Genomic DNA, 16,295 nt, shown 5'->3' with positions numbered 1-16,295 from the left:
TTGAGCTCAAGGTCTCTTTTACTTTTGCATGCCGTACCGAATGTATTGATAGATATCTCTAAAAACACCTGCATTACGAAATGCCTGCCACACGACAAGGGAAGCAGGACCAATGACAAGTCCAAGAAAACCAAAGCATTTTAACCCGACAAATAATGCCACAAGCGTTGCTAAAGGATTAAGCCCAATGGACTTGCTTAAGACTTTTGGCTCTGAAATTTGTCTTTGAATGAGCACGACAATATACAAAATGCCGAGCCCGATAGCGAGTGAAAGATTTCCTGTCATAACGGAGTAAATGATCCAAGGCAGAAAAACAGTACCGCTCCCGATATAAGGAAGTAAATCGACAAACCCAATACATAAAGCAATGACAAAGGCATGCTCGACTTTTAAGATGATCAGACCAATGACGACGAGGCCGATGGTCATAGCAACAAGCAGAAGCTGCGCCTTCATAAAACCGGTAATGGCTTTTTTGATTTCAGATAAAATGGCGCGTGTATGCTGCATCCATTTTGCGGGAAAGATACGAGAGCCATATTTTTTTAACGTAAACCAATCTTTCGTGATAAAAAAAGTCGCCAGTGCAGAAAACAAAAGGGTTGCGGCTGCATCAGGCAAAAGACCTAAAAAAGCCGGGATAAGCTCGAGCGTTTTTGAAAGAAAAGTCCCTATTTTTGCGGCAGCTTCATCGCCTAGCGCTTGGATTTGTCCTAAAATCGATTCCTTTTGACCTGCTTGAAGCGTATTAAATTGGGCGGTGACATCATGGTACAAAGGCAGAATCTTATCTGTAAAAAACCGTTCGACAATACCAATCATTTGATCAAGGTGTCCAGGCAGAACCTTTGCTAAATAAGCACTTCCTGAAATAATTTCTGCTACTAAGAGTGTGATGAAACCGGCTGCTGCCACTAAAAAGAGCAGTAGTACAATGACTACTACAATTCCTCTCGGCATTCCGGTGATCTCTTCTATTTTGCATACGGCAGGATGAATCAGGCAGGATACAATAAGTGCAATCCAAAAAGGATATAAAAACGGAAAAGACTGATATAAAAAGACAACCGCAATTACAGCAATGCTGATCATCATCAAACTTCGCAGAAAAATGGCCATATAGGCGTGATTCACACAATCCCCTCCAAAAAACAAGCATGTCCGATACTTCATTTTATTCAAAAAGATTAGTAATATGAAAAGGTCGCAATAAAAAGAAAGGAAGGGGCGGCGTATGTTTACTCAAGCAAATTTATTTTTGGTTCTTTTACTCGTTATTGCACTTATTGCAAAGAACAATTCATTAATTTTAGCGGTTTCTGTGCTGATTGCGATTAAGCTGATTGGTTTGGATCAAAAAATTTTCCCGGTTCTCCAATCAAAAGGCATCAATTGGGGTGTCACCGTCATTACAATTGCTGTGCTTGTTCCTATTGCAACAGGTGACATTGGATTTAAGCAGCTTGGAGAAGCCATGAAATCTTCTTATGCTTGGATTGCACTTGGAGCGGGTATATTAGTAGCATTAATCGCAAAAAACGGTATTGTGCTACTCGAAAATGATCCGCATATCACGGCAGCGCTTGTGTTCGGGACAATTTTGGCAGTCAGCTTATTTAAAGGTGTAGCTGTCGGTCCGCTGATCGGAGCAGGAATTGCTTATTTGGCGATGCAGGCTGTGAAATTTTTCAGCGGTTGAAAAGAGAGTGGTTCATGCCACTTTCTTTTTTATTTTTTTCTTGCGTGAGCTTTTGCAAAAAAACATAATTAAATATAATAAAAGAAGCAAAATCCCTTTATTCCATGCCTTATATGGAAGACTGGAAAAAAAAATATCAAAAAAAATTATAGTTAAACATTTAACAAATGTCTGATTATTGTTTATAATGGGAATAGGCTTAATTTTGAACTCATTGATCACACAAGAGATATGAGGCTAAAAGCGCTCTAACCGTATAGGTAAATGTAAGCATTTTCTTTTCTGAACCTGCCGTCTTATTCGGATTGGATAGCGCTTTCAAAAAGCGAGAATTCTGCAACGAAGGGGAATCTTTTTAAAAAGGGGAGATTGAACATGACAGCAACAAGAGGTCTTGAAGGTATTGTGGCAACAACTTCATCCGTAAGCTCAATTATTGATGATACTCTTACTTATGTAGGGTACAATATCGATGATTTAACTGAAAAAGCTACATTCGAAGAAATTGTCTACCTGTTATGGCACTTAAAGCTGCCGAATGAGCAAGAGCTGAGTGAGTTAAAACAGCAGCTCAATGAAAATGCTCACATTCCGCAAGAAATCATTGAGCACTTTAAATCGTATTCGCTGGACGGGGTTCATCCAATGTCTGCGATTCGTACAGCGGTATCCTTACTAGGTTTACTCGATGACGAATCAGAGATTATGGACAAAGAAGCGAATTACAGAAAAGCCATTCGTTTACAGGCGAAAATTTCTGGACTAGTCGCTACGTTTTCACGCATTCGAAAGGGACTTGAGCCTGTACAGCCAAAAGAAGAATACAGCTATGCTGCGAACTTCTTGTATATGCTAAATGGCGAAGAGCCGTCACCAGTAGAAATTGAGGCAATTGATAAGGCACTCATTCTACATGCAGATCATGAATTAAACGCATCGACATTTACAGCACGTGTATGTGTTGCTACACTATCAGATATCTACTCTGGTGTAACAGCGGCTATCGGTGCGCTGAAAGGACCACTTCATGGCGGAGCCAACGAAGGCGTGATGAAGATGCTTTCAGAAATTGGCGAAGTTGAAAACGTAGATTCCTATATTCATGGTAAGCTAGAGAAGAAAGAAAAAATTATGGGCTTTGGCCACCGCGTATACCGTCAAGGTGACCCGCGTGCAAAGCATCTAAAAGAAATGAGCCAGCGTTTAACAAACCTCACTGGCGAGCCGAAATGGTATGAAATGTCTGTTCGCGCAGAGGAAATCGTGACATCAGAGAAAAATCTTCCACCAAATGTTGATTTTTATTCTGCATCTGTATATCACAGTCTTGGGATTGATCATGACTTGTTTACACCAATTTTCGTGATCAGCCGATTCTCTGGATGGATTGCTCACATTCTAGAGCAGTATGACAACAACCGTCTCATCCGTCCAAGAGCTGACTACATTGGACCTGATCTTCAAACCTTTGTTCCGATCAGTGAAAGAGACTAATGTTTATAGAATAGCGGGGGCTGATCCTCAGGAAGGCCAATCAGCCTCTATATCAACAAAAAACGAATCACGTGAAAAACTTCTTCGCTTGCAGACATCAAGCCAAGAAGTTTCAAATATTCACTACATAACCTGGGAGGTAATATCATTGTCACAAGGCGAAAAAATTACAGTTACTGGCGGCGTATTGAATGTACCAAATAATCCAATTATCCCGTTTATCGAAGGGGACGGAATCGGTCCTGACATTTGGAAAGCAGCATCAAGAGTACTTGAAGCAGCTGTAGAAAAAGCATATAAAGGTGAAAAGCAAATCACTTGGAAAGAAGTATATGCAGGTGAGAAAGCTTACAATAAAACTGGAGAATGGCTTCCTGAGCAAACACTTGAAGACATTCGTGAATACTTAATCGCGATCAAAGGACCACTGACAACACCAATCGGCGGAGGAATCCGTTCATTAAACGTGGCACTTAGACAAGAGCTTGATCTATTCACATGCTTACGTCCAGTTCGCTGGTTCCAAGGCGTACCGTCTCCTGTGAAACGTCCAGAAGACACAGATATGGTCATCTTCCGTGAGAACACAGAAGATATCTATGCTGGTATCGAGTATGCAAAAGGATCAGACGAAGTGAAGAAGTTAATTGACTTCTTGAAAAACGAATTAGGTGTAAACAAAATCCGTTTCCCAGAAACGTCAGGTATCGGAATCAAGCCAGTTTCTGAAGAAGGAACTTCTCGCCTTGTCAGAGCGGCTATCCAATATGCAATCGACCAAGGCCGTAAGTCTGTGACGCTTGTTCACAAAGGAAACATCATGAAATTTACAGAAGGTGCCTTCAAAAACTGGGGCTACGAAGTGGCTGAAAAAGAGTTTGGAGACAAGGTCTTTACATGGGCACAATATGATCGTATTGTAGAACAAGATGGAAAAGATGCGGCAAACAAAGCGCAAAGTGAAGCAGAAGCTGCTGGCAAAATTATTGTCAAAGACAGCATTGCAGATATTTTCCTTCAACAAATCCTAACTCGTCCAGCTGAGTTCGATGTTGTGGCAACAATGAACTTAAACGGAGATTACATCTCTGATGCTCTTGCAGCACAAGTTGGTGGAATTGGTATCGCACCAGGTGCGAACATCAACTACGAAACAGGACACGCTATTTTTGAAGCGACTCACGGAACAGCACCTAAATATGCTGGTCTTGATAAAGTGAATCCATCTTCTGTTCTTCTATCAGGCGTGCTTTTACTTGAGCACCTTGGCTGGCAGGAAGCAGCTGATCTAGTGATTCAATCTGTTGAAAAAACAATTGCATCAAAAGTCGTCACTTACGATTTTGCTAGATTAATGGATGGCGCAACAGAAGTGAAATGTTCTGAGTTTGCTGACGAGCTCATCAAAAACTTGTCTTGATTCTTAAACTTTAAAGTTAAAGGGGAAAAAGGAAATGGCAAACAAGCGTAAAAAAGTATCTGTCATCGGAGCAGGCTTTACTGGAGCAACTACAGCATTTCTAACGGCTCAAAAAGAATTAGCGGACGTCGTATTAGTCGATATCCCGCAGCTTGAGAACCCAACAAAAGGGAAAGCACTTGATATGCTGGAAGCAAGTCCTGTTCAAGGCTTCGATGCAAACATTACAGGAACTTCTAACTACGAAGATACAGCCGGTTCTGATGTCGTGGTCATTACGGCGGGAATTGCAAGAAAGCCGGGAATGAGCCGTGACGATCTCGTGTCAACAAATGAAAAAATCATGCGCAGTGTGACACGCGAAATCGTTAAATATTCTCCAGAAGCCATCATTGTTGTGTTAACAAACCCTGTTGATGCAATGACGTATGCAGTTTATAAAGAATCAGGATTACCAAAAGAAAAAGTCATTGGACAATCGGGCATTCTTGATACAGCACGTTTCCGTACGTTTGTTGCTCAAGAATTAAACCTATCTGTTAAAGATGTGACGGGCTTTGTACTTGGTGGACATGGCGATGACATGGTTCCTCTTGTTCGTTACTCTTATGCAGGCGGTATCCCGCTTGAAACATTGATTCCAAAAGATCGAATTGATGCAATTGTTGAAAGAACAAGAAAAGGCGGCGGCGAAATCGTGAACCTATTAGGTAACGGTAGTGCATATTATGCTCCTGCTGCTTCACTAGTCGAAATGGTTGAGGCGATCCTTAAAGATCAGCGCCGCGTCATGCCGACGATTGCTTACCTTGAAGGTGAATATGGCTACGAAGGCATTTACCTAGGTGTACCAACAATCGTAGGTGGCAACGGTCTTGAGAAGATCATCGAGCTTGAGCTGACAGAAGAAGAAAGAAGTCAGCTTGACCGTTCTGTTGAATCTGTTAAGAATGTCATGAAAGTATTGTCTTAATATGAATAAAAAAGAAGGCTTCTCTCATGAGGAGTCTTCTTTTTGTTTACAAAACAAATCTTGTCGAAATTTTAAATTGTCCTCTTGTTAAGCTTTCGTTAAAATGAAAGAGAAAGCATGACTTCTCGCTTTTCACATAAGATACAAAAAACGGATGCAGGGGAAATCACTAATTGGAGGCACAACATGAATAAAAAAATATTAGTTGTGGATGATGAAGAATCGATTGTAACACTTCTAAGCTATAACCTTGAAAGAGCGGGCTATGATGTCGTCACAGCAAGAGACGGGGAAGAAGCGCTTGAAAAAGCAGCAAGTGAACAGCCTGATCTCATTGTATTAGATTTAATGCTTCCGAAGATGGACGGCATTGAAGTGTGCAAACAACTGAGAATTCAAAAAATGATGTTCCCTATTTTAATGCTGACAGCAAAGGACGATGAATTTGATAAGGTGCTAGGCCTTGAGCTTGGAGCCGATGATTACATGACAAAGCCATTCAGTCCTAGAGAAGTGGGTGCTCGGGTAAAAGCCATCTTGAGAAGAGCACAGCAATCTCAGCCTGCCCCCACGCAAGAGGAGAAGGAAGAGATCATTGCAGACCAAATCAAAATTGGTGAACTGCGCATTTTACCAGAACACTACGAAGTCTATTTCCAGGAAGAACGTCTAGAGCTCACACCAAAAGAGTTTGAACTGCTGCTTTATTTGGCGAAGCATAAAGGACGTGTCCTCACGCGTGATTTATTGTTAAGTGCCGTTTGGAATTATGACTTTGCAGGTGACACTCGTATTGTGGATGTCCATATTAGCCACTTGCGGGACAAAATTGAAAAGAACACGAAAAAACCAACATACATTAAAACGATTCGCGGCTTAGGCTACAAATTGGAGGAGCCAAAGTCAAATGAGTAAAATTAGAACCCGTCTGTTTTCGGGACTCATTTTTCTCCTTTTTATTGTGTTTGTGGCACTTGGTCTTTTCTTGGACCACATGTTCCATGTTTTCTATGAAACCAAATTAACGGAACGAATGGAAAAGGAATCGAGCTTCCTCCTGTCTTCCATGAATGGTGACGATCTGAAGGCGAAGCAAAACAAGGAGGTCCTCCATCAGGCAAAGCAGCATTTTGATATGAATGCGTCGATTGTGGACCTGAAGGGGAATATCATACATACAACGGGTCAAGCAGAACAAAGGGCCATCATTCGAAACACGCTGAACAATGAACGTTTCCAAACAAAAGGGGTCGTCATTGACGATGAGAAGGATGCGCTGTTTCATTATGCTGTCCCGATCCTGAAACAAAACGAACCAGCGGGTTATTTATTTCTCCATGCGTCATACGAGCCTTTAAATGAAATTGACGGCCAGCTCTGGCTTGCATTAGCCTTTTGTCTTGGCTCGGCGATTATCATCATCGTTTTCTTTGGGTACCGCATGTCGATGAAATATGTGAAACCAATTGATTATGCTACAAAGGTAGCCAAACAGCTGGAACGCGGGAACTATGATACGAATAACTATGAAGAGTTGATGATTGAAACAAGTGAACTGAATACTTCCATGAAGCGTTTGGCAGGAAGTCTTCAAGAAATGACAAGTGCCGGTGAAATGCAGAGAGACCGGCTGCAAACGGTCATTGAAAATATTGGAGCGGGGATTATTTTGATTGATAAGATGGGTTATATCCACCTAGTCAATCGAACCTTCCGCAAGCAGTTTAAAGTCCAAAAGCATATTTACATGCACAAGCTGTATCACGAAGCGTTTACACATGAAGAGATTATCGAATTAATTGACGAAATTTTCATGACAGAAACGAAGGTGCGGAAGTTTTTGCGTTTAGCCGTTGACATTGAACGCCGCTACTTCCAAGTGGATGGTGTACCAATTTTAAGTACAGACGATGAATGGAAAGGTATTGTCCTTGTGTTTCATGACGTGACAGAAACAAAGCAGCTGGAGCAGATGCGAAAAGACTTTGTCGCCAATGTGTCTCACGAATTAAAAACACCGATTACGTCGATTAAAGGATTTTCTGAAACCCTTCTTGATGGTGCGATTGATGACAAAGAAGCACTGACAGAATTCCTTTCTATCATTTTAAAAGAGAGTGTCCGTCTAGAAACGCTGATTCAAGACTTACTTGATCTTTCTAAAATTGAACAGCAGCACTTCAAGCTGAATATTCAAGAAGCCAATGCGACAGAAATCATTCAAGAGATTGAAGTGCTGTTAAAACAAAAGGCAGCAGAAAAAGGTATTCAATTACAAGTGCGTGTCCCGAAAGAACCGGTCTATGTTATGGCAGACCCGCTAAGGTTAAAGCAAATCTTCCTCAATCTCGTCAATAATGCCCTGACCTATACACCAGAGGGAGGAAGTGTTACCATCTCAGCAAGACCGCGGAAAGGTGCCTATGAATTTGATGTAGCAGATACAGGAATCGGCATGAAGAAAAGCGAGATTCCAAGAATATTTGAGAGATTTTATCGAATTGATAAAGATAGAAGCAGGAATTCAGGCGGTACAGGTCTTGGTCTTGCCATTGTCAAACACCTTGTGGAAGCGCATGAAGGAACGATTTCTGTCCACAGCAAACAAGGCAAAGGAACGACTTTTACAGTGAGCCTGAAATCGACTTAGAGAAAAAAAGGAAAGTCACGTTAAAATTTACATGATCTTTACAATGAATTCATGTTTTGTTAAACATTCATTGATAGGATGAATAGGAACCCCTTCATCCAAGGAGCCAATTTTGGAAGGACGAAAACACTTGTTGTTTTCGTCCCTTTTTTGTGCAGGCTCGACTATTTTCTTTTCAAAATAAACTTTGATAAAATGAAGATACAATGTGTGAAAGAGACGGCTGAGATGGCTCAGCCGATGGAGGATTAAAACATGACAGACAAAAAGAAATTAGTGTTAGTGGATGGAAACAGCCTCGCATATCGAGCCTTCTTTGCTTTGCCGCTATTATCAAATGATAAAGGCGTACATACAAATGCTATTTATGGCTTTGCGATGATCTTAATGAAGATGCTGGAGGACGAGAAGCCTACCCATATGCTCGTCGCATTTGATGCGGGAAAAACAACATTCCGCCACGAGACATTTAAAGAATATAAAGGTGGAAGACAAAAAACTCCGCCAGAGCTATCAGAACAAATGCCGTTCATCCGTGAACTATTAGATGCCTATCAGGTGAAAAGGTACGAGCTTCCTCAATATGAAGCAGATGATATTATCGGTACATTGGCTGTCGAGGCAGAAAAAGACGGCTTTGAAGTCAAAATCTTCTCAGGAGATAAGGACTTAACACAGCTCTCAACAGATCATACGACAGTGGCTATTACGAAAAAAGGCATCACAGAAGTAGAATATTACACACCTGCTCATATTGAAGAAAAATATGGCCTGCGACCAGATCAAATCATTGATATGAAAGGGCTGATGGGAGATTCCTCAGATAATATCCCAGGCGTCCCAGGTGTAGGCGAAAAAACAGCGATTAAATTGTTAAAGCAGTTTGAAACAGTTGAGAACCTGCTTGAACATATTGATGAAGTGAGCGGGAAAAAGCTAAAAGAAAAACTTGAAGAATATAAAGAACAAGCAGTCATGAGTAAAGAGCTGGCGACGATTCTTGTAGAAGCACCTATTGATGTGTCAAGCAAAGATCTCGCATACGAAGGCCCTCACATGGATCAAGTGATCTCTCTTTATAAAGAACTGGGCTTTCAAACGCTGCTAGAGCGTCTAGGAGAAGCACCAGAAACAGATGAACAGGTCGAAGTAGATGCATTAGAAGTGAAAAAAATGACAGCTGTAACGGACGACATGCTGACAGATCATGCAGCCCTTGTGGTAGAACAGCTTGGAGATAATTATCACGAAGCGGATTTGATCGGTTTTGCGATCCATAATGAAAATGGTGCGTTTTTTATCACGAAAGAAGATGCGCTTCAATCAGAAGCATTTAAAGAATGGGTACAGGATGAAACGAAGAAAAAATGGGTCTTTGATTCAAAAAGAGCAGTTGTCGCCCTCAGATGGCATGATGTCGATCTAAAAGGTGTCGATAATGATGTTCTGCTCGCTTCCTATGTCGTCAACCCGCAGAAATCATATGAGGACGTCGCGAGTGTAGCGAAGGAATATGGTCTGAATATCGCTCTTTCTGATGAAAAAGTATACGGAAAAGGAGCAAAGCAGGCGATTCCACCTGAAGATGAACTGAAAGAACATCTTGGACGAAAAGCAGCGGCGATCTCAGCCTTGCATGATTTAACACTTGAAGCATTAGAAAAAAATGATCAGCACGAACTGTATGAAGATTTAGAGCTGCCACTTGCTCTCATCTTAGGTGAAATGGAATCTCTTGGAGTAAAGGTAGATATAAAACGCCTAGAGAAAATGGGTGAAGAATTAACGAAAAAGCTCAAAGAATATGAAGAAACCATTCACCGCTTAGCAGGAGAAACGTTTAACATCAATTCTCCTAAACAGCTTGGCGTCATCCTTTTTGAAAAATTAGGTCTGCCGATTATTAAGAAGACAAAAACAGGCTACTCGACGTCTGCGGATGTGCTTGAAAAGCTTGAAGATAAGCATGAAATCATTCGATCCATTCTGCATTACAGGCAAATTGGAAAGCTGCAATCGACCTATGTGGAAGGCTTAATGAAAGTAACGCGTAAGGATACTCATAAAGTGCATACAAGATTTAATCAAGCACTCACCCAAACAGGAAGATTAAGCTCAACAGATCCGAATCTTCAAAACATCCCGATTCGTTTAGAAGAAGGACGGAAGATTCGTCAAGCATTCGTTCCTTCAAAAGAAGGCTGGCTCATGTTTGCAGCTGACTATTCACAAATCGAGCTGCGTGTACTCGCTCATATTTCACAAGATGAGAATTTGATCGAAGCATTTACGCAAGACATGGACATTCACACGAAAACAGCGATGGACGTGTTCCATGTCTCAGAAGAAGAAGTGACTTCCGCTATGAGAAGACAAGCCAAGGCTGTAAACTTCGGTATTGTATATGGAATCAGCGATTATGGACTTTCTCAAAACCTTGGGATCACAAGAAAAGAAGCAGCCGCATTTATCGAGCGCTATTTAACAAGCTTTAAAGGCGTGAAAACCTATATGGAAGAAATCGTCCAGGAAGCGAAACAAAAAGGCTACGTCACGACGCTTCTCAAACGCAGACGGTATATCCCGGATATCACAAGCCGTAATTTTAATATCAAAAGCTTTGCAGAACGAACAGCCATGAACACACCGATCCAAGGCAGTGCAGCCGATATTATTAAAAAAGCGATGATTGATATGGCGCGAAGGCTCAAAGAAGAAAACCTGCAGGCAAATCTTTTATTACAGGTGCACGATGAATTGATCTTCGAAGCGCCGAAAGAAGAAATCGCCATCCTTGAAAAGATTGTTCCTGAAGTCATGGAAAACGCACTTCAGCTTGATGTGCCGCTAAAAGTTGATTTTGCTTCAGGTCCATCTTGGTACGATGCGAAATAAATAATAGAGAGAAAAAGGAGCGAGGAGCATGCCGGAATTACCAGAAGTTGAAACCGTCCGGCGCACTCTCAAGCGGTTAGTCGAAGGAAAGACGATTGAAACGGTCGATATCAAATGGCCAAACATCATCAAACGTCCTGGGGAGCCGGAAGAGTTCGCAAGAAGAATGGTAGGAGAAACCATACAAACCATTGAAAGAAGAGGGAAGTTCCTCCTCTTTCATTTAGACCATTATGTGATGGTCTCCCATTTAAGGATGGAAGGGAAATACCGTGTACATGAAGCGCATGAGCCTTATGATAAACACGTACACGTCGTCTTTACGTTTACAGATGGTACTGAGCTTCGGTACCATGATGTGCGTAAATTTGGCACGATGCATTTATTTCAGCCGGGTGAAGAGGAAAAGGAACTCCCGCTTTCTCAGCTGGGATATGAACCATTTGATGAACAGTTCACTCCTGAGTATTTATGGGAGCAATTGAAAAAAACAACCCGCGTGGTTAAAACAGCACTGCTTGATCAAAAGATTGTCGTAGGACTTGGTAACATTTACGTAGATGAGGTCTTGTTTAAATCAGGTATTCATCCAGAAACGAAAGCGAATCAGCTCAGCCAGGAATCCTGCAAAGTGCTTCACAAACAGATCATCGATACGCTTCAAGTAGCGGTAGATGCGGGAGGAAGCACGATTCGTTCTTATATCAACTCACAAGGAGATATTGGAACATTTCAGCTGCAGCTTCTTGTATATGACCGGCGGGGAGAGCCTTGCCAAACATGCGGAAGTATCATCGAGAAAACAGTGGTCGGAGGGCGCGGCACGCACTTTTGTGTGACCTGCCAAAAACGTCCTCAATAAAGTTTAGCCATGAGCATGCTTCCTTTTTGCTATGCATACGATAAAAAACATTCATTTTTCAGCAAGGTGTAGACTGACACACAGCCCACCTGCTCTTCATATAGTGAAGAAGAGTCTAAGGACGCCTAGAGACTCTTGATCATCGTTGCATGAACAGAAAGGAAGAGTTCAGGTATGATTTCGATTTCGCTCCTGTTTTTAGCTATTGCAGTCAGCATCGACAGCTTTTCTGTAGGCTTTACGTATGGGCTTCGCAAAATGAGGATCCCATTTAAAGCCATCGTCATTATTGCATGCTGCTCAGGGATTGTGCTGCTCATTTCTATGCTGATTGGCAGCCTGCTGACGGCATTTCTCCCTGTCTCAGTGACCGATAAACTGGGGGGAGGCATTTTAATTGCCATTGGCCTTTGGGTCCTGTATCAATTTTACAAACCAGCGAAAGAGCGTGATTTGCTTCTTCATGAAAAGACATTGCTCAATGTGGAAGTACAATCGCTTGGGCTTGTCATTCACATTTTAAGAAAGCCGACAAGTGCAGATATTGACCGATCTGGGACGATTAATGGAATGGAAGCGGTACTTCTTGGAATTGCTTTATCCATTGATGCATTTGGCGCAGGGATTGGCGCAGCGATTCTTGGCTTTTCTCCAATTGTTATGAGTATCACGGTGGCAGTGATGAGCTCACTTTTTGTGTGTATCGGGCTGCGTGCCGGTCATTACTTGGCAAATTGGCGCTGGATCAATAAACTCGCATGCTTACCAGGGCTTCTGCTCATATTAATTGGGGTTTGGAAGCTGTAAAAGGAGGAAATCAATTGACGCTTGTCATTGGATTAACAGGCGGGATTGCTAGCGGAAAAAGCACAGTCTCGCAGATGATAAAAGAGCAGGGCATTCGGGTTGTGGACGCAGATGTGATTGCAAAAGAAGCGGTCTCCAAAGGAACATCCGCCCTTCATCATATCGTTCAAACCTATGGTGAGGGTGTCCTCCTGCCAAATGGAGAGCTGAACCGGCAGGAGCTGGGAGCCATTATTTTTTCTAATGAAGAGAAACGAAAGCAGCTGAATGCGATCGTTCATCCAGAAGTGCGAAAGGAAATGCTCAGGCAGCGAGATGAAGGGATCAACAGCCAAGAAACATTCGTTGTCCTTGATATCCCGCTTTTATTTGAAAGTCAGCTGGAAAGTCTTGTCGACCGGATCATTGTGGTGTATACAACACCAGAATTACAGCTATCACGACTCATGAATCGAAACGACCTCAGTGAGGAAGAAGCGCTGAATCGGATTCACTCTCAGCAGCCCCTTGAAGAGAAATGTAAAAAAGCAGACCGCGTGATAGAAAACACACAAGATCTCGCTTTTATCAGAAAGCAATTGCAGAACATATTAAATGAATGGGAACATACAGATAAGTAAGAGTACATACACGTACTCTTCTTTTTTTATGCTTTATTCTTATTTCCTTTGAAAAGAACAGCCCTTTTTAGAAAATATACGTTTATATACTGGCAATTACATTCTAATGTGATATACTAATTTCATAAATAAATTTATTGAGTATAACACATAATAGAGGAGTGACCTGTTCATGAAGGTAAAAGCAGCGATCAATGGGTTTGGCAGAATTGGACGCATGGTCTTCAGAAAAGCAATGCTTGATGATCAAATTCAAATTGTAGCGGTGAACGCAAGCTATCCTGCCGAAACGCTAGCACATTTAATTAAATATGACACAAATCATGGACGTTACGAATGCGATGTGACAGCAGAAGATGACGCACTGATTGTAAATGGGAAAAGAGTGCTTTTGCTCAATGACAGAGACCCAAAGCAGCTTCCATGGGGAGAGCTTGGGATTGATATCGTCATAGAAGCAACAGGGAAATTTAATTCAAAAGAACAAGCGATGGGCCATATAGATGCCGGAGCGAAAAAGGTCGTACTCACAGCTCCAGGTAAAAATGAAGACATTACAATTGTGATGGGTGTCAATGAAGATGATCTTGATCCTGAAAAGCACGTCATTATTTCAAACGCATCTTGTACAACAAACTGTTTAGCACCAGTTGTTAAATTGTTAGATGATGAATTCGGCATCGACAACGGCTTAATGACAACGGTTCATGCGTATACAAATGATCAAAAAAATATCGACAACCCGCATAAGGATTTGCGCCGGGCTAGAGCGTGTGCCCAGTCCATCATTCCAACTACGACGGGTGCCGCTAAAGCGCTTTCTTTAGTGCTGCCGCACATGAAAGGGAAATTGCATGGACTTGCACTGCGCGTGCCAGTTTCCAATGTATCGATGGTTGATCTTGTCGTCGACTTGAAAAAAGATGTCACAGCAGAAGAAGTAAATGCAGCCTTCTCAAATGCATCAAAAACTTCTCTATCCGGTATTTTAGACTACACGGATGAGCCGCTTGTTTCTACAGACTTTAACACGAATCCTTATTCAGCTGTCGTGGATGGACTGACAACGATGGTGATGGAGGATAGAAAAGTAAAAGTTCTTGCATGGTATGACAATGAATGGGGTTATTCATGCAGAGTGGTGGATCTTGTGAAGTTTGTCGGTTCGCAGATGAAAGAGCTTTCTGCTGTTTGAAATGAAGAAGACGAACGTCCCTTTTCAAGAAATGAGAGAAAATCCCATTGAAAACACAGCTTGCAAAATGGGTCTAAACAAAGTATACTATTTTTCGTGAACTTCTTGTTCGCAGACTCATTCGGGTATACTTAAAGGGTTAGGACCTCTTTGGACTAACTTTCCCCCGTGGTATATGTCCGGTCCGGCTGCTTAGAACTTCACTCTTTCATTCTTGTTTAAGGGGGGTCCATGATGGAAACAATCGGACGTCACGTTATCTCCGAGCTATGGGGATGCGACTGTGATAAACTGAACGACATGGATTTTATTGAAAAAACGTTTGTAAATGCAGCTTTGAAATCAGGAGCTGAAGTAAGAGAGGTTGCTTTTCACAAATTTGCACCTCAAGGAGTAAGTGGAGTTGTCATTATTTCTGAATCTCATCTGACAATTCACAGCTTTCCTGAACATGGTTATGCGAGCATAGATGTTTATACTTGCGGCGACCTAGATCCGAATATCGCAGCAGATCATATCGGAGATGAATTAGGTGCCGAAACAAGAGAAAACATCGAAATTCCTCGAGGCATGGGACCTGTACAAGTGAAACAGGCACAAGCCAAAGCACTGTAAACATAAAAAAGATTGCAATGGGAGCTGGCCAAAAGCATTGAAATGCCTTTGTGTTATGCTCCTTTTTATATTTCTTTGATATACAAAATCCAACATTCCCCAACTTGTCTATACTTTTGTTCTAGGAAAACAAAGGTTTTTTTTATAAAATAAAGAAGAGGCATTATGGCAAAGGGGATACGTATATGACTTTAGGACAAAAGTTCAAACGGTTCATGTCAAACCATACAGAAACATCTGACGAGCATCCAGTGTCAGAACTGAAAAGCCATTACTACAAAATGACGAATGCACAAGTTTTTCAAGCGGTGGAAGCCATGCTTTCCCGAAACGATTCCTATCAAGTGACATCTGTTTCAGCAGAACGAGGTGAAATCAGCGCAAACATCAGAATGCCGAAAAAAGCCTTTCTCGTAGCGACTGTCATTTCAATTCGTCCTTTTGAAACAGCTGTCGATTTTAATGTGACAACAGAAACGGTCCTGCCAACAGATTTTGGTTATAGTCAGAAGGCCGTTTTGTCCCTTTATGATGAACTAGACAAACAACTTCCAAGAATAGATCGGAGCTGATGAAATGAAATGTCCCACATGTCAGCACCTTGGCACAAGGGTGCTTGATTCAAGACCAGTAGATGAAGGGAAATCCATCCGTCGTAGAAGAGAGTGCGAAAGCTGCCAGTATCGCTTTACGACGTTTGAGAAATTAGAAGAATTACCGCTGATTGTGGTGAAAAAAGAAGGGATTCGAGAAGAATTCAGCCGCGAAAAGATGCTGAGAGGACTCATTAAAGCGTGTGAAAAGCGTCCTGTTGCTTTAAAGCAGCTGGAGGATGTCTGCTTTAACATCGAAAAAGAACTGCGTAATCAAGGCATGTCAGAAGTGAAAAGTGAGCTTGTAGGTGAAATGGTGATGGACGAGCTGGCAAAAATTGATGAAGTGTCTTACGTCAGGTTTGCCTCAGTTTACCGGCAGTTTAAAGATATCAACGTCTTTATTGATGAATTAAAAGATTTATTAAAGAAAGAACGCTAAAAAAGAGCTGAAGATTCTTCACGCTCT

At 41.8% G+C, this 16,295-nt stretch carries 15 protein-coding genes; 14 read left to right on the top strand and 1 reads right to left on the bottom strand.

The window, feature by feature from the left end:
* Positions 1 to 18: 18 nt before the first annotated feature.
* A complete protein-coding gene (ytvI, locus tag C6Y07_RS06605) occupies positions 19 to 1,137 on the bottom strand; it encodes a sporulation integral membrane protein YtvI (protein WP_060596982.1) in 1,119 nt (372 codons plus the stop codon).
* Positions 1,138 to 1,237: 100 nt separating this feature from the next.
* On the opposite strand from ytvI, the gene C6Y07_RS06600 reads away from it, so the two are divergent.
* The 14 genes from C6Y07_RS06600 (at position 1,238) to nrdR (ending at position 16,268) form a co-directional block, all read left to right on the top strand.
* Entirely contained in the window at positions 1,238 to 1,702 is a 465-nt protein-coding gene (locus tag C6Y07_RS06600; RefSeq protein ID WP_007501699.1) for a DUF441 domain-containing protein, read from the top strand.
* A 375-nt stretch (positions 1,703 to 2,077) separates the two neighbouring features.
* A complete protein-coding gene (gene citZ / locus C6Y07_RS06595; RefSeq protein WP_034661848.1) occupies positions 2,078 to 3,196 on the top strand; it encodes a citrate synthase in 1,119 nt (372 codons plus the stop codon).
* A gap of 148 nt (positions 3,197 to 3,344) precedes the next feature.
* On the top strand, positions 3,345 to 4,616 hold the full coding sequence (gene icd / locus C6Y07_RS06590; protein WP_008346060.1) for an NADP-dependent isocitrate dehydrogenase: 1,272 nt from the start codon (positions 3,345 to 3,347) through the stop codon (positions 4,614 to 4,616).
* A 34-nt stretch (positions 4,617 to 4,650) separates the two neighbouring features.
* Positions 4,651 to 5,589, top strand: a complete 939-nt coding sequence (gene mdh / locus C6Y07_RS06585; RefSeq protein ID WP_034661844.1) for a malate dehydrogenase — start codon at positions 4,651 to 4,653, stop codon at positions 5,587 to 5,589.
* Between the two features lie 186 nt (positions 5,590 to 5,775).
* The gene (locus C6Y07_RS06580) at positions 5,776 to 6,504 is read left to right on the top strand and encodes a response regulator transcription factor (RefSeq protein WP_066030564.1); all 729 of its coding nucleotides are present in this window, start codon (positions 5,776 to 5,778) and stop codon (positions 6,502 to 6,504) included.
* A complete protein-coding gene (gene pnpS / locus C6Y07_RS06575; RefSeq protein ID WP_106031192.1) occupies positions 6,497 to 8,239 on the top strand; it encodes a two-component system histidine kinase PnpS in 1,743 nt (580 codons plus the stop codon). Before C6Y07_RS06580 ends, pnpS begins: the two co-directional genes overlap by 8 nt.
* 255 nt (positions 8,240 to 8,494) lie before the next feature.
* The gene (polA, locus tag C6Y07_RS06565) at positions 8,495 to 11,134 is read left to right on the top strand and encodes a DNA polymerase I (protein WP_106036953.1); all 2,640 of its coding nucleotides are present in this window, start codon (positions 8,495 to 8,497) and stop codon (positions 11,132 to 11,134) included.
* A 28-nt stretch (positions 11,135 to 11,162) separates the two neighbouring features.
* Entirely contained in the window at positions 11,163 to 11,996 is an 834-nt protein-coding gene (mutM, locus tag C6Y07_RS06560) for a DNA-formamidopyrimidine glycosylase (protein WP_106031193.1), read from the top strand.
* 174 nt (positions 11,997 to 12,170) lie between these two features.
* Entirely contained in the window at positions 12,171 to 12,803 is a 633-nt protein-coding gene (gene ytaF, locus C6Y07_RS06555) for a sporulation membrane protein YtaF (RefSeq protein ID WP_066030566.1), read from the top strand.
* Positions 12,804 to 12,817: 14 nt separating this feature from the next.
* Positions 12,818 to 13,423 carry a dephospho-CoA kinase gene (gene coaE, locus C6Y07_RS06550; protein ID WP_106156440.1) on the top strand — a complete coding sequence of 202 codons (606 nt, stop codon included), beginning with the start codon at positions 12,818 to 12,820 and terminating at the stop codon, positions 13,421 to 13,423.
* 172 nt (positions 13,424 to 13,595) lie between these two features.
* On the top strand, positions 13,596 to 14,618 hold the full coding sequence (locus C6Y07_RS06545) for a glyceraldehyde-3-phosphate dehydrogenase (protein ID WP_060596977.1): 1,023 nt from the start codon (positions 13,596 to 13,598) through the stop codon (positions 14,616 to 14,618).
* 234 nt (positions 14,619 to 14,852) lie between these two features.
* Positions 14,853 to 15,233, top strand: a complete 381-nt coding sequence (gene speD / locus C6Y07_RS06540; protein WP_003216492.1) for an adenosylmethionine decarboxylase — start codon at positions 14,853 to 14,855, stop codon at positions 15,231 to 15,233.
* Positions 15,234 to 15,418: 185 nt separating this feature from the next.
* Positions 15,419 to 15,805 carry a hypothetical protein gene (locus C6Y07_RS06535; RefSeq protein WP_060596976.1) on the top strand — a complete coding sequence of 129 codons (387 nt, stop codon included), beginning with the start codon at positions 15,419 to 15,421 and terminating at the stop codon, positions 15,803 to 15,805.
* Between the two features lie 4 nt (positions 15,806 to 15,809).
* A complete protein-coding gene (gene nrdR / locus C6Y07_RS06530; RefSeq protein ID WP_003216720.1) occupies positions 15,810 to 16,268 on the top strand; it encodes a transcriptional regulator NrdR in 459 nt (152 codons plus the stop codon).
* Positions 16,269 to 16,295 lie beyond the last annotated feature (27 nt).

The sequence above is a fragment of the Bacillus sp. LNXM12-1 genome (assembly GCF_003004375.1).
Classification (GTDB): Bacteria; Bacillota; Bacilli; order Bacillales; family Bacillaceae; genus Bacillus.
Note: the sequence above shows the minus strand (reverse complement) of the source record. Positions and strands in the feature narration are given on the sequence as shown.

Bases quoted from the DNA above. Each gene is read 5' to 3' on its own strand.
- ytaF (WP_066030566.1), top strand. From the start codon at position 12,171: ATGATTTCGATTTCGCTCCTGTTTTTAGCTATTGCAGTCAGCATCGAC.
- speD (WP_003216492.1), top strand. From the start codon at position 14,853: ATGGAAACAATCGGACGTCACGTTATCTCCGAGCTATGGGGATGCGAC.
- mdh (WP_034661844.1), top strand. From the start codon at position 4,651: ATGGCAAACAAGCGTAAAAAAGTATCTGTCATCGGAGCAGGCTTTACT.
- nrdR (WP_003216720.1), top strand. From the start codon at position 15,810: ATGAAATGTCCCACATGTCAGCACCTTGGCACAAGGGTGCTTGATTCA.
- polA (WP_106036953.1), top strand. From the start codon at position 8,495: ATGACAGACAAAAAGAAATTAGTGTTAGTGGATGGAAACAGCCTCGCA.
- pnpS (WP_106031192.1), top strand. From the start codon at position 6,497: ATGAGTAAAATTAGAACCCGTCTGTTTTCGGGACTCATTTTTCTCCTT.
- mutM (WP_106031193.1), top strand. From the start codon at position 11,163: ATGCCGGAATTACCAGAAGTTGAAACCGTCCGGCGCACTCTCAAGCGG.
- C6Y07_RS06545 (WP_060596977.1), top strand. From the start codon at position 13,596: ATGAAGGTAAAAGCAGCGATCAATGGGTTTGGCAGAATTGGACGCATG.
- C6Y07_RS06600 (WP_007501699.1), top strand. From the start codon at position 1,238: ATGTTTACTCAAGCAAATTTATTTTTGGTTCTTTTACTCGTTATTGCA.
- C6Y07_RS06535 (WP_060596976.1), top strand. From the start codon at position 15,419: ATGACTTTAGGACAAAAGTTCAAACGGTTCATGTCAAACCATACAGAA.
- citZ (WP_034661848.1), top strand. From the start codon at position 2,078: ATGACAGCAACAAGAGGTCTTGAAGGTATTGTGGCAACAACTTCATCC.
- C6Y07_RS06580 (WP_066030564.1), top strand. From the start codon at position 5,776: ATGAATAAAAAAATATTAGTTGTGGATGATGAAGAATCGATTGTAACA.